At 56.0% G+C, this 13,744-nt stretch carries 13 protein-coding genes; 9 read left to right on the forward strand and 4 right to left on the reverse strand.

Annotated features, from left to right (window positions below; genetic code table 11):
- Positions 1-29 precede the first annotated feature (29 nt).
- The 4 genes from ACMYSK_RS24260 to mutH all read right to left on the reverse strand — a co-directional run bounded on the left by ACMYSK_RS24260 (position 30) and on the right by mutH (position 3,120).
- On the reverse strand, positions 30-1,070 hold the full coding sequence (locus ACMYSK_RS24260; protein WP_434638994.1) for an NADP(H)-dependent aldo-keto reductase: 1,041 nt from the start codon (positions 1,068-1,070) through the stop codon (positions 30-32).
- 235 nt (positions 1,071-1,305) lie between these two features.
- Positions 1,306-1,524 carry a YgdI/YgdR family lipoprotein gene (locus ACMYSK_RS24265; protein WP_004867116.1) on the reverse strand — a complete coding sequence of 73 codons (219 nt, stop codon included), beginning with the start codon at positions 1,522-1,524 and terminating at the stop codon, positions 1,306-1,308.
- Positions 1,525-1,647: 123 nt separating this feature from the next.
- On the reverse strand, positions 1,648-2,361 hold the full coding sequence (locus ACMYSK_RS24270) for a TerC family protein (protein WP_434638995.1): 714 nt from the start codon (positions 2,359-2,361) through the stop codon (positions 1,648-1,650).
- 63 nt (positions 2,362-2,424) lie between these two features.
- Positions 2,425-3,120, reverse strand: coding sequence for a DNA mismatch repair endonuclease MutH (gene mutH / locus ACMYSK_RS24275; RefSeq protein ID WP_434638996.1), 696 nt, complete (start codon positions 3,118-3,120; stop codon positions 2,425-2,427).
- Between the two features lie 682 nt (positions 3,121-3,802).
- Between mutH and rppH the strand changes: the two genes are divergently transcribed.
- The 9 genes from rppH to recC all read left to right on the forward strand — a co-directional run bounded on the left by rppH (position 3,803) and on the right by recC (position 13,722).
- Complete coding sequence (gene rppH / locus ACMYSK_RS24280) at positions 3,803-4,333, forward strand: RNA pyrophosphohydrolase (RefSeq protein WP_004867097.1); 531 nt, start codon at positions 3,803-3,805, stop codon at positions 4,331-4,333.
- A gap of 12 nt (positions 4,334-4,345) precedes the next feature.
- Entirely contained in the window at positions 4,346-6,592 is a 2,247-nt protein-coding gene (gene ptsP / locus ACMYSK_RS24285) for a phosphoenolpyruvate--protein phosphotransferase (RefSeq protein ID WP_434638997.1), read from the forward strand.
- Positions 6,593-6,740: 148 nt separating this feature from the next.
- Entirely contained in the window at positions 6,741-7,616 is an 876-nt protein-coding gene (lgt, locus tag ACMYSK_RS24290) for a prolipoprotein diacylglyceryl transferase (protein WP_434638998.1), read from the forward strand.
- Between the two features lie 6 nt (positions 7,617-7,622).
- Positions 7,623-8,417, forward strand: coding sequence for a thymidylate synthase (gene thyA, locus ACMYSK_RS24295; RefSeq protein WP_434638999.1), 795 nt, complete (start codon positions 7,623-7,625; stop codon positions 8,415-8,417).
- 187 nt (positions 8,418-8,604) lie between these two features.
- On the forward strand, positions 8,605-9,072 hold the full coding sequence (locus tag ACMYSK_RS24300; protein WP_434639001.1) for a prepilin peptidase-dependent protein: 468 nt from the start codon (positions 8,605-8,607) through the stop codon (positions 9,070-9,072).
- Positions 9,063-9,626, forward strand: coding sequence for a prepilin peptidase-dependent protein (locus ACMYSK_RS24305; protein ID WP_434639003.1), 564 nt, complete (start codon positions 9,063-9,065; stop codon positions 9,624-9,626). The genes ACMYSK_RS24300 and ACMYSK_RS24305 overlap by 10 nt, the downstream gene beginning before the upstream one ends.
- The gene (locus ACMYSK_RS24310; RefSeq protein WP_434639004.1) at positions 9,623-10,030 is read left to right on the forward strand and encodes a DUF2509 family protein; all 408 of its coding nucleotides are present in this window, start codon (positions 9,623-9,625) and stop codon (positions 10,028-10,030) included. The genes ACMYSK_RS24305 and ACMYSK_RS24310 overlap by 4 nt, the downstream gene beginning before the upstream one ends.
- A gap of 41 nt (positions 10,031-10,071) precedes the next feature.
- The gene (locus tag ACMYSK_RS24315; RefSeq protein WP_434644334.1) at positions 10,072-10,338 is read left to right on the forward strand and encodes a prepilin-type N-terminal cleavage/methylation domain-containing protein; all 267 of its coding nucleotides are present in this window, start codon (positions 10,072-10,074) and stop codon (positions 10,336-10,338) included.
- A gap of 12 nt (positions 10,339-10,350) precedes the next feature.
- The gene (gene recC, locus ACMYSK_RS24320) at positions 10,351-13,722 is read left to right on the forward strand and encodes an exodeoxyribonuclease V subunit gamma (RefSeq protein WP_434639005.1); all 3,372 of its coding nucleotides are present in this window, start codon (positions 10,351-10,353) and stop codon (positions 13,720-13,722) included.
- The last annotated feature ends 22 nt before the right edge of the window (positions 13,723-13,744 follow it).

Genomic DNA, 13,744 nt, shown 5'->3' on the forward strand with positions numbered 1-13,744 from the left:
GGACGGCGCGATTCGATGATTTATCTTTCTTACGGTGCCGGGTAGGTATACACCTGATGTACCGCTTCAATTTCCGCTAAGACCGCTTCACTCAGCTCAAGATGCAGACTTTCAACGTTAGTTTTAAGCTGCTCCAGCGAGGTTGCGCCCAGCAGCGTGCTGGCAACAAACGGCTGACGGCGGACAAAGGCCAGCGCCATCTGGGCCGGATCGAGGTTATGGCGTTTGGCGATATCGACGTAGGCCGCTACTGCTTTCTGCGACTGCTCGCTACTATAGCGCGTGAAGCGGCTAAACAGCGTATTACGTGCACCAGCCGGTTTTGCACCGTTAAGGTACTTGCCGGTTAGCGTGCCGAACGCCAGGCAAGAATATGCCAGCAGCTCAACGCCTTCATACTGACTGACTTCCGCCAGGCCCACTTCGTAACTGCGGTTCAGCAGGCTGTAGGGATTCTGGATGGTGACAATCCGCGGCAGATCGTGTTTATCCGCCAGATGCAGATAACGCATGACGCCGAAGGCTGTTTCATTGGAGACGCCGATATAGCGGATTTTACCGGCGCGCTGGAATTCAGTAAGCGCTTCCAGGGTGTCCAGCAGAGTAACGACCGGCGCGGAGTCGGTCCAGGTATAGCCCAGCTTACCGAAACAGTTGGTCGGACGCTGCGGCCAGTGAACCTGATAGAGGTCGAGATAGTCGGTTTGCAGGCGCTTCAGGCTATCGTGCAGGGCGTCACGGATGTTTTTACGATCGAGCACATGGTTAGGGCGAATGCTGCTGTCGTTATTGCGCGCCGGACCGCTGACTTTCGAGGCGATAATCAGCTTTTCGCGATTGCCGCGTTTCGCCAGCCAGTTGCCGACGTAGGTTTCCGTCAGCCCCTGAGTCTCCGGGCGTGGCGGAACGGGATACATTTCAGCGACATCAATCAGGTTAATACCCTGGCTGACAGCGTAGTCGAGCTGTTCGTGCGCGTCGGCCTCGCTATTTTGCTCACCAAAAGTCATAGTGCCCAGCCCAAGCGTGCTGATCTCAAGAGAACTGTGTGGGATACGGTGATACTGCATAGCCGGCTTCCTTTTTTATTAACAAGGTCAGGAGTTCCCCGACAAAGGAGTATCAAAATGGCAGAGGGGAAGAAAAAGAGGAAGTAAAAAGATCAAAAAAGCCGGGCTTTCGGCATCCGAAGACATGATGCTGCGGATGTATCAGAATATCCCGACTCTTTTTTAAGACAGTACTGTGTCGGGGAAGGCGGCCTCGCCAGGCGATAGCTGGCAGGCGGCTGGCCGACGAAAAATCTTAACGTTTAATAATCTGTGACACGTCGTCGCGATTGATCTGCATTTTGTTGCCCTGCTGATCTTCGTAACTGATAAGACCGGTATCATCATCAACGGCTGGCTTACCATCGGTCAGAATCATGCGGCCATCTTTTGTTGCCATCACATAATCGCTGCTGCAACCGGAAACCGAGAACGCCAGTCCTACGGCGGAAATCAATACTGCCCATTTTTTCATCGTCACTACCTCTTTAATGGTCGCACCTCACACCAGTGTATTAATAGCCTGATTTGTGAGACATAAAAAGCAGTAAAGTCTTAAAAAAGATTGCAGCCCAGGTTTGGGCTGCATTTTTGTGGGTTACAGCGGATTTTTTTTATTGCGCAGCAGGTTAAGGCTTTCGACGGCAATCGAGAAGAACATCGCGAAGTAGATGTAGCCTTTCGGAATATGTATCTCGAAGCTTTCCAGCATCAGGGTAAAGCCGACCAGGATCAAAAACGACAGGGCCAACATTTTCACCGACGGATGACGGTCAACGAAGTCACCGATTGGCCGGGCGGCAAACATCATCACGCCGACGGCAATGACCACCGCCGCCATCATAATGAACAGATGGTCCGACAGCCCCACGGCGGTAATCACCGAATCGAGGCTGAAAATGATATCCAGCAGCATGATCTGCACGATGGCGCCCATAAAGGAGTGCACGTTGGTTTTGAGCCCCTCTTCTTCACCCTCAATAGACTCGTGGATCTCTTTGCTGGCTTTCCAGATAAGGAACAGGCCGCCGAGCAGTAAGATCAAATCGCGGAAGGAAATCTCATGTCCCATCACGGCAAACAGCGGGTTGGTCAGCTTGACGACCCAGGCTATCGAGGCCAGCAGCCCGAGACGCATCAGCATTGCGCCCATCAGGCCGATGCGTCGCGCGTGAGCGCGCTGGGCGGTAGGGAGTTTCGCCACAACGAGGGAGAGAAAAATAATATTGTCGATCCCCAGCACTATCTCCAGCAGCGTCAGCGTACCGAGCGCCAGCCAGGCGTTAGGATCGGTTATCCATGCAAATAACATTGTTCAAAGTCCTGCAAAAAAGAAAGTCGCAATTATATGCAACCCGGCAGGCAGAACAAAAAATTAATCGTGCCCGAGGAGAAAATGACGGGCCAGCAGGGCGGCGGTAAAATTCTTTTTCAGGTAGAAGCCGCGTGGCAGGGTGAGAATGGGCTCGCCGCGGGCGCCAATAGCCTCGGTCAACGCTTTGCTGTTGGCGGCTTTTGGACGCAGCTGTAGCACCTCGCCATGACGGGCTGTGATGCGTTCAACCTGGCCGAGGACAATCAGATCCATCAGTTCCTCCCAGTCCATTCGCAGCTGGCGATCCTCTTCTTCATTCGGGCTCCACAGCAGCGGGGCGCCGACGCGACGTTCTGCCAGAGGAATGGCGCGTTCACCCTCCACCGGCACCCACAGGACGCGTTTGAGCTTATGGCGCACGTGACTGCTTTCCCAGGTCACGCCGCTGTTTCCGGTGAGCGGGGCGACGCAAACAAAGGTGGTCTCCAGCGGGCGGCCCTGGCTATCGACGGGGATAGTTTTCAGCTCGACGCCCAGCGCGGCGAAATCCTGCTCCGGTTTACTTCCGGCGCTGGCACCCAGCCAAATTTCCAGCAGGATGCCAATCCATCCTTTATCGCGTTTTAAATCTCGTGGGATGGGAATACCGGCCAGCGCCGCCAGTTCACCCAGCGAATAGCCCGCCAGCCCCTGTGCCTGGGCCAGGAGCTGCTGCTGGGATTGCGGTGGAGACGTTAACGGTGCGATGGCGGACATACGGTAAAACCCCTGGTCAAAAAATGAACGGTAATTTGCTGCGTTGTGGACAGAGTTTACCTTTTCCTGGGTAACTATGACAATTTGATGATTCGTATGGATTTTTTTTCATTTTTTTGCCGTTGTGAAAATAGTGAAAATGGGTTTTCCAGAACTGGTCACTGGCAATGAACAGGATCTTACACCATGTTATCCACAGAAAAATGGGATAACTGGGGAAAAGCGGCACTACTGTTTCCATTTACAGCCTTGACGTGCGACGAAAATCGAATTTTTAGACAAAATGTGCCCAGCAGGCTCGCATAATCTGTGGATAAAATCGACATTGTTCGATCTTTCATCAGTTCCAGGATCGCATGTGTGATGATCATCACGTTTAGCTGTAATTATTGAAAGGTTTGTGTGCTAACGTAATGAATATAATGCCATTATTAAATCGTACTATCCGTACGTGTTTCAGACTGCTCTGGGTTTTCCCTGGGTAATTCCATACTTCTTCACAACTCTATCCACAGAAAAAGTGAATAAAATGGGGTCGCGATCGCTTTCGTTGTTTATAACTCTGCTGATTACTGTGAGTTATTCAAATGTTATTCGGCCGCACAGGGGCAACAGAGTGGTTTACCGTTTACAGCGAGTGTGAAACAATCGTTCACATTGAAGATTATTTTGAGGTAGTCCGGTGATTGATGACGATGGCTACCGCCCAAATGTCGGTATTGTAATCTGTAACCGCCAGGGCCAGGTTATGTGGGCCAGGCGCTATGGTCAGCACTCGTGGCAGTTCCCGCAAGGGGGCATTAATCCAGGGGAATCAGCCGAGCAGGCCATGTATCGGGAATTGTTCGAAGAGGTTGGGTTAAGTCGTAAAGATGTGCGAATCCTGGCCTCAACCCGTAACTGGCTGCGTTACAAGTTGCCTAAACGTTTGGTGCGTTGGGACACAAAGCCGGTTTGTATCGGCCAGAAACAGAAGTGGTTTCTTCTGCAGTTGATCGGCAGTGATGCGGAAATCAATATGCAAACCAGTAGTACACCTGAGTTTGATGGTTGGCGCTGGGTAAGTTACTGGTACCCGGTTCGTCAGGTGGTGTCGTTTAAGCGCGACGTGTACCGCCGGGTGATGAAAGAGTTTGCCAGCGTCACCATGTCGCTGGCGGAAAGTGCACCTAAACCGCAAAGCGCGCCTGCATATCGACGTAAAAGAGGTTAAGCCACGCACATTATGCTCACTCGGTTACGAGAAATCGTCGAGAAGGTCGCGAGTGCGCCGCGTTTAAACGAGGCGCTGGATATCCTGGTCACCGATATCTGCAAAGCGATGGAAACGGAAGTCTGTTCGGTTTACCTGGCCGATCACGACCGACGATGCTACTACCTTATGGCCACTCGCGGGCTGAAAAAACCTCGCGGGCGTACCGTTGCGCTCGCATTTGACGAAGGCCTGGTTGGCCTGGTCGGGCGCCTTGCGGAGCCTATCAACCTTGCCGATGCGCAAAAACACCCCAGCTTTAAATATATTCCGGCCGTCAAAGAGGATCGTTTCCGCGCGTTTCTTGGCGTCCCGATTATCCAGCGGCGCCAGCTGCTTGGTGTGCTGGTGGTGCAGCAGCGCGAGCTGCGTCAGTTTGACGAAAGCGAAGAGTCGTTTCTTGTCACTCTGGCGACGCAAATGGCCGCCATTCTTTCCCAGTCACAGCTGACGGCGCTGTTTGGCCAGTATCGACAGACGCGTATCCGCGCGCTGCCTGCCTCCTCCGGGGTCGCTATTGCCGAGGGCTGGATGGACATCAGCCTGCCGCTTATGGAGCAGGTGTATGAAGCTTCAACGCTCGATACGGCTTCTGAACGCGAACGTCTGACCGGCGCGCTGGAAGAGGCGGCGAATGAGTTTCGTCGCTACAGCAAGCGCTATGCCGCCGGGGCGCAGAAAGAGACCTCGGCTATCTTCGACCTCTATTCACACCTCCTGTCTGACGCACGTTTGCGCCGCGAGCTTTTTGCGGAAGTCGACAAAGGATCGGTGGCTGAATGGGCGGTGAAAAAGATCATCGAGAAGTTCGCCGAGCAGTTTGCCGCGTTGAGCGATGGCTATCTGAAAGAGCGGGCCGGCGATCTGCGTACGCTGGGCCAACGTCTGCTTTTCCATCTCGATGATACAACTCAGGGCCCCAATACCTGGCCGGCGCGTATTGTGCTGGTGGCGGACGAGCTGTCGGCAACAACGCTGGCGGAAGTTCCGCAGGACAGGCTGGCAGGCGTCGTTGTCCGCGATGGCGCGGCAAACTCGCACGCCGCCATTATGGTGCGGGCGTTAGGGATCCCGACAGTCATGGGGGCCGATATTCAGCCTTCGCTGCTTCACGGTCATATGCTGGTGGTGGACGGCTATCGCGGCGAACTCCTGGTCGACCCGGAACCGGCGCTGTTGCAAGAGTATCAGCGCCTGGTCAGCGAAGAGAACGAACTCAGCCGGCTGGCGGAAGATGACCTGGAGCACACCTCCGAGCTGAAAAGCGGCGAGCGGGTGAAGGTCATGTTAAATGCCGGCCTGAGCCTTGAGCACGAGGAAAAGCTCGGCAACTTTATCGACGGCATTGGCCTGTACCGAACGGAAATTCCGTTCATGCTGCAAAGCGGGTTCCCGTCGGAAGAGGAACAGGTTGCCCAGTATCAGGGCATGTTGCAGATGTTTAATGAAAAGCCCGTGACCCTGCGTACGCTGGATATCGGTGCTGACAAACAGCTGCCGTATATGCCGATTAGCGAAGAGAACCCGTGCCTGGGCTGGCGCGGGATCCGCATCACCCTCGATCAGCCGGAGATATTCCTCATTCAGGTGCGGGCCATGCTGCGCGCTAACGCCGCCACCGGTAATCTCAGTATTTTACTGCCGATGGTGACCAGTCTTGATGAGGTAGACGAGGCGCGTCGGTTGATCGACCGCGCCAGCCGTGAAGTTGAAGAGATGATTGGCTATGCCATTCCACGCCCGCGTCTTGGCGTGATGCTGGAAGTGCCTTCGATGGTCTTTATGCTGACGCATCTGGCCAGTCGCGTGGATTTTATCTCAGTCGGAACGAATGACCTGACCCAGTATATCCTCGCCGTCGATCGCAACAACACCCGGGTTGCCAGCATGTATGACAGCCTGCATCCCGCCGTACTGCGGGCGCTGGCGATGATCGCGCATGATGCCGAACGCTTCGGCATCGACCTGCGGTTGTGCGGTGAAATGGCGGGGGATCCGATGTGCGTGACGATTCTGATTGGCCTCGGCTATCGCCATCTGTCCATGAACGGTCGTTCGGTAGCAAGGGTAAAATACCTGCTCCGACGTATTGATATTGAAGAGGCTCAGGAGCTGTCACGCCGTAGCCTTGAGGCGCAGATGACCACGGAGGTTCGCCACCAGGTGGCGGCCTTTATGGAGCGACGCGGACTGGGCGGTCTAATCCGCGGTGGCCGTTAGCATCCGTATACATATCTTTTACAACAACGGCGCGGCCAGTGAATTAACCTTATGTTATTATTCGCCCCCTTGGAGCACCCGCATAGGTCGGGCGTGTATGATTACCGCTGTCCACTTTCGGCGGAATAACAAGTCTTTATGGTGACAGATGAATAGTGGCTACCTGCATTTTCCGGAGTTTGATCCGGTCATATTTTCCGTTGGGCCGGTCGCCCTCCACTGGTACGGCATGATGTATCTGGTCGGGTTTGTTTTTGCGATGTGGCTAGCCACCCGTCGGGCCAACCGTCCGGGCAGTGGCTGGACCAAAAACGAAGTCGAAAATCTGCTGTATGCCGGATTCCTGGGGGTCTTCCTGGGGGGCCGTATTGGCTATGTCCTGTTCTATAATCTGCCGGTCTTCCTGCAGGATCCGCTGTATTTGTTCCGCGTCTGGGACGGCGGGATGTCGTTCCACGGTGGCCTGATTGGCGTCATCCTGGTGATGATCATTTTTGCCAAACGGACTAAGCGCACCTTTTTCCAGGTCTCCGATTTTATCGCGCCGCTGATTCCGTTCGGTCTTGGTGCAGGACGTCTGGGGAACTTTATTAACGGTGAGCTGTGGGGACGCGTCGATCCGAGCTTCCATTATTCGATGATTTTCCCCGGCTCGCGCGCGGAAGATCTGGCTTTACTGCCGTCTCATCCGGAATGGCAATCGTTGTTTGATACCTATGGCGCGCTGCCGCGTCACGCCTCGCAGCTCTACGAGCTGGCGCTGGAAGGTGTCGTTCTGTTCCTGATTCTGAACCTGTTTATCCGTAAGCCGCGTCCGACGGGCTCGGTCTCCGGCCTGTTCCTGATTGGCTATGGCTTATTCCGCATCATCGTGGAGTTCTTCCGCCAGCCGGATCAGCAGTTCACCGGTGAATGGGTGCAGTACATCAGCATGGGGCAGATTCTTTCCATCCCGATGGTGCTTGCTGGCGTCATTATGATGGTCTGGGCCTATCGCCGCCGTCCGCAGCAACAAACTTCTTGAGGAACCATGAAACAGTATCTTGATTTGATGCAGAAAGTGCTCGCTGAGGGCACGCAAAAAAATGACCGCACCGGTACCGGCACGATTTCTATTTTCGGCCATCAGATGCGTTTTAACCTGCAGGAAGGCTTCCCGCTGGTGACGACCAAACGCTGTCATTTACGCTCCATCATCCATGAACTGCTGTGGTTCCTCCAGGGTGACACCAACGTCGCGTATCTGCACGAAAACAACGTCAGCATCTGGGACGAATGGGCAGATGAGAATGGCGATCTGGGGCCGGTTTATGGCAAGCAGTGGCGCTCCTGGCCTGCGCCAGACGGTCGCCACATCGACCAGATCAGTACCGTGATGGAGCAACTGAAAAACGACCCGGATTCACGTCGTATCATCGTTTCCGCATGGAACGTGGGCGAGCTGGATAAAATGGCGCTGGCACCGTGCCATGCGTTTTTCCAGTTCTACGTCGCCGACGGCAAACTCTCCTGTCAGCTCTACCAGCGCTCCTGCGACGTGTTCCTCGGCCTGCCGTTTAACATCGCCAGCTATGCGCTGCTGGTGCATATGGTCGCTCAGCAGTGCGATCTGGAAGTCGGTGATTTTGTCTGGACCGGTGGGGATACTCACCTTTACAGCAACCACCTTGAGCAGACGGATTTGCAGCTGAGCCGCGAGCCTCGTCCACTGCCGAAGCTGATTATCAAGCGCAAACCGGCGTCGATTTTTGACTACCGCTTTGAAGACTTCGACATCGAAGGTTATGACCCTCACCCGGGAATTAAAGCGCCGGTTGCGATTTAATTCGCGCAGGATATGACCTCATAGAGAATAAAACCGGTGCCTCGTGGCGCCGGTTTTTTTTTGCATCTGGAACCGCGTTGCCTGTTTTTTTGCAACCCTCTGCACACGTTGCGCCTGGTTTCGGCACGCCACGCGAAACGCTGTTTTGCCCGTCGCCTGCACTATGTTTTTTCCCCATACTCGCGGCATGAACCGACAACGTGGCTACACCCTCATTGAAACCCTGATCGCGCTGGCGCTGATACTTATCCTGAGCACCAGCGGGCTCTACGGCTGGCAGCGCTGGCAGCAGCAACAGCGTTTGTGGCAAACCGCCGGCCAGGTGCGCGATTATCTGGTGCTGTTGCGTGACGACGCAAACTGGCATAACCGCAACCGCCTGGTGCGCGTGGGGCAACGTGACGGCAGCTGGTGCCTGAGTGCTGCGGATGAGCCTACGGGATGCGCACCAGTAACGCCCTTTACGTTGCACCCGCGCTGGCCCGAAGTGGCTCTCAGCCACATCACGCCGGGGCTAGGTTTTTATGGGGTGCGTAACAGCGCCTGGGCCGGGCATATCCGTCTGCAAAGCGCAGGAGGCAGCTGGAATATTATCGTCTCTGACTGGGGGCGAATTCGCCTGTGCCGCAATGAGGAGACTGCCTCATGCCTCTAATTTCCCGCGGATTTTCGCTGGCCGAGACGCTTATTGCGATGGCCATCAGCGCTATATTGCTGGTGGGTACATCGCGTTTTCTGCCGGCATTACAGCGGCAGGTGCTGCGGCAGACTCAGCAACAGTCGCTGGACAACGAACTGTGGCAGCGTGTTTATACGGTAGCAAAACATCTCCAGCGAGCGGGGTATTGCCATGGGCAGTGCGTCGGACAGCCGCTGCTCATCGCCAGCGCTGGTTCCTGCGTTATCGTTCGTTGGGATAGTAATAGCAACGGCGTCTGGGAATCTATGCCGGCAGCGACATCCGATTCGACAGGGTTTCGTCTGAATAATGGGGCGCTGGAAACGCGGCGTGGCGCGGTCGGGTGCAGCGAAGGAGGGTGGGAAAAAATGACGAACCCCGGAGCACTCAACGTGACCCATTTTCAGATTACCCGCCAGAATATGGCCGGTTTTTCCCCTGAGTTCACCGTGGCGCTGGCGGCGCATTCGGCTACAGACCCTCGCATTTCGGCTCAGGCAGAATATCGCGTAACGGGATATAACCTGTGAGCCGTCAGCGAGGGTTCTCCTCTTTGCTTATGGTGCTCTTGCTGTTGGCGCTGGGCAGCCTGTTATTGCAGGGGCTGAACCAGCAGCAGCGCGCTCTGCTGGCGCAAACCGCCGGTGAAACTCAGGCCATCCGCGAAACGGCCAGGGCCCATTCTGCGCTGCAGTGGGGCAAAGGGCTCGCATGGTTGATACAAGATGCCAGCGCCTGCCAGCACGCCGACGCCGAGGGCTGGCACGCCTGCCTGCGAATTTTTGACGATGCATCCGTCCTGCTGATCGCCAGCGGCGGGGGCGTTTTACTGTGGCAGTCCGGGGGGATTGAGGAGGGCATGGTGCGGTTTTCTCCCCATGGCTGGAGTGATTTTTGCCCACTGACGGAGGCGAACCTGTGTCTGATGCCGTAAACCACGAGAGCGGGTTTAGCCTGCCGGAGACGCTGCTGGCGATGGCGCTACTGGTTATGGTGGTGACTGCACTTAGCGGCTATCAGCGCGGGCTGGCCAGCGGCTTCATTCAGCTAAATCAGTATCGCCAGCTATGGCGTGATGCATGGCGCTACGGCCAGATTTACCCGCCGGCGATCCCCGGCGGTGGGTCCGTCACCCGCTTGCAGACATCGACGGCAAGATGTGTCAGCATCACGGTAACGATCACCATGCCCGTAGACAAACGGGCGCAGATGACCCGGCTGCATTGCCCGGTAAATCAGTAGTCAGGAGCGAATATGTTAAGGGTGTACCACTCAAACCGTCTGGATGTTCTTGAAGCGTTGATGGAGTTTATCGTCGAGCGCCAGCGGCTGGACGACCCTTTCAAACCGGAAATGGTGCTGGTGCAAAGTACCGGGATGGCGCAGTGGCTACAGATGACGCTGGCAAAACGGTTTGGCATCGCCGCCAATATCGAGTTCCCGCTACCGGCGAGCTTTATCTGGGACATGTTTGTTCGCGTACTGTCGGATATTCCTGGTGAAAGCGCCTTCAGTAAACAGAGTATGAGCTGGAAACTGATGACCCTGCTGCCGCAGCGTCTCGAAGATGATGCGTTTACGCTGCTGCGTCATTATCTCAGTGACGATAGCGACAAACGTAAGCTGTTCCAGCTGGCTGCCCGGGTTGCCGACCTCTATGACCAGTATCTGGTCTATCGCCCGGAATGGCTGATGCGCTGGGAGGCCGATGAACGTGTCGAGGGCCTCGGCGAAGCCCAGCAGTGGCAGGCACCGCTATGGAAGGCGCTGGTTGAACACACCTCGGAGCTGGGGCAGCCGCTCTGGCATCGTGCCAATTTGTATCAGCGTTTTATCAGCACCCTGGAGGCCGCGGATGCGCCTCCGGTCGGGCTACCTTCGCGAGTCTTTATCTGCGGTATTTCGGCGCTGCCGCCGGTCTATCTGCAGGCGCTTCAGGCGCTGGGCAAACACGTCGATGTGTATGTTCTGTTCACCAACCCCTGTCGTTATTACTGGGGCGATATTAAAGACCCGGCCTTTCTGGCGAAGCTGATGTCGCGTCAGCGCCGCCATCATCGTGAATCCCGCGAACTCCCGCTGTTTCGCGATACCGAACAGGCGCCGGGGCTGTTTAACGATGCCGGGGAACAGGATGTGGGCAATCCGCTTCTTGCCTCCTGGGGGAAACTGGGGCGCGATTATATTTATCTGCTGGCCGGGCTGGAACGCTATGAAGAGCTGGATGCCTTTGTGGATATCACGCCGGATAATCTGCTGCACAATTTACAGGCGGATATCCTTGAGCTGCGTAATGCCGCGGTAGCCGGGCGGAGCGCTGAAGAGTTTGCCCACAGCCGCAGCAAACGCCCGCTGGCTCCGGACGACCGTAGCCTGACCATCCACGTGTGCCATAGCCCACAGCGCGAGGTCGAGGTGCTGCACGACCGGCTGTTGGCGATGCTTGAGGACAATCCTGAGCTGACGCCGCGCGATATTATTGTGATGGTGGCGGATATCGACAGCTACAGTCCGTATATCCAGGCGGTATTCGGCAGCGCCAGCGGTGAACGCTGGCTGCCGTGGGCGATTTCCGACCGGCGTGCCACTGAATCGCATCCGGCTCTGCAAGCGTTTATTACGCTGCTCTCTCTGCCCGACAGCCGCTTTGCCAGTGAGGATGTCCTGGCGCTGCTGGATGTCCCGGTTCTCGCCGCGCGATTTAACATTAACGAAGAGGGGCTGCGCTACCTGCGTCAGTGGGTTAACGAATCCGGCGTGCGTTGGGGGATGGACGACGATAACGTACGCGAACTGGATTTACCCGCCACCGGGCAGCACACCTGGCGCTTTGGCCTGACGCGCATGCTGCTGGGCTATGCGATGGACAGCAGCCAGGGCGAATGGCAGTCGGTTCTGCCGTACGATGAGTCCAGCGGACTGATTGCCGAGCTGGTTGGTCATTTGGCCTCGTTGCTGATGCAGCTCAACCTGTGGCGGCGGAAGCTGGCCCAGGAACGTCCGTTGGCGGAATGGCTGCCGCTTTGTCGCGAGCTGTTAAACGACTTTTTCCTGCCCGATAGCGACACCGAAGCGGCGCTGGCGCTGATTGAACAGCAGTGGCAGGCGGTCATTGGCGAAGGGGCTCAGGCACAATATGACCAGGCCGTTCCCTTGTCTTTATTGCGCGATGAGCTATCACAGCGGTTGGATCAGCAGCGTATCAGCCAGCGCTTTCTCGCCGGCCCGGTCAATATCTGTACCCTGATGCCGATGCGCTCTATTCCGTTTAAAGTGGTGTGCCTGCTGGGGATGAACGACGGTATTTATCCACGCACGCTGGCGCCGCTGGGCTTCGATTTAATGAGCCAGAAGCCGCAGCGCGGCGATCGCAGTCGCCGCGACGATGACCGCTATCTGTTTCTCGAAGCGCTGATGTCCGCCGAACAAAAACTTTATATCAGCTATATTGGCCGCTCGATTCAGGACAATAGCGAACGCTACCCCTCTGTTCTGGTGCAGGAGCTGGCGGACTATATTGGCCAGAGCCACTGTCTGGCCGGGGACGAAGCGCTGGATTGTGACGCCAGTGAGCGGCACGTCAAAGAACATATTACGCACCTGCACACGCGAATGCCCTTCGATGCGGCGAATTTCCGTGATGATGAGCATCAAAGCTATGCCCGGGAGTGGCTGGCGGCCGCCAGCCAGCAGGGAGAAGCGCATAGCGACTTTATCCAGCCGCTGCCGGCACCGGCCATCGAGACGTTGCCGTTTGAACAGCTGCTGCGCTTCTGGCAGCACCCGGTTCGCGCCTTTTTCCAGCAGCGCCTGCGGGTCAACTTTCGCTCCGAAGAGAGTGAGATTCCGGATGACGAACCCTTTACCCTGGAAGGGCTGAGTCGCTACCAGCTGAATCAGCAGCTGCTAAATACGCTGATTGAACAACCGGATGCATCAATGATGTATCGCCGCTTTCGTGCGGCAGGAGAGCTGCCCTTTGGTGCATTTGGTGAACTGGCCTGGGAGACGCAGCGTCAGGAGATGCAGAATCTTGCCGCACGGGTCATCGACAGCCGCCTGCCGGGGCAAAGCATGGAAATCGATCTGCAATGTAATGGAGTCAACATTACGGGGTGGCTGCAACAGGTACAATCCGACGGCCTGCTGCGCTGGCGGCCTTCGCTGTTGAGCGTTGCGCAAGGGATGCAACTTTGGCTGGAACACCTTGTCTACTGTGCTAGTGGCGGAACCGGTGAAAGCCGGCTGCTGGTGCGTAAAGAGGGCGAATGGCGTTTCCCGCCGCTGGCGCAAGAGCAGGCAAAGGCATACCTTGATGAACTGGTAGAGGGCTATCTGCAAGGTTTGTCCAGGCCGCTGCTGCTGCTGCCGGAAAGCGGCGGTGCATGGCTAAAAGTCTGTTATGACGCTGAAAAGGATGTCATGTTAATGGACGAAGAGACGCAGCAAAAAGCGCGTAGCAAATTTCTTCAGGCCTATGAAGGCAATATGGTGGTCAGCGGTGAAGGGACGGATGTCTGGTACCAGCGTCTGTGGCGCACGCTTGAACCGGCTTACTATGAAGAAATTATTACGCAAACACAGCGCTACCTGTTGCCGATATTTCGTTTCCATCAGTCCGAATAAATTTGTAATAGTATAAAAATTG

Origin of the sequence: Klebsiella sp. I138 (genome assembly GCF_051131765.1) — a bacterium.
Classification (GTDB): Bacteria; Pseudomonadota; Gammaproteobacteria; order Enterobacterales; family Enterobacteriaceae; genus Klebsiella.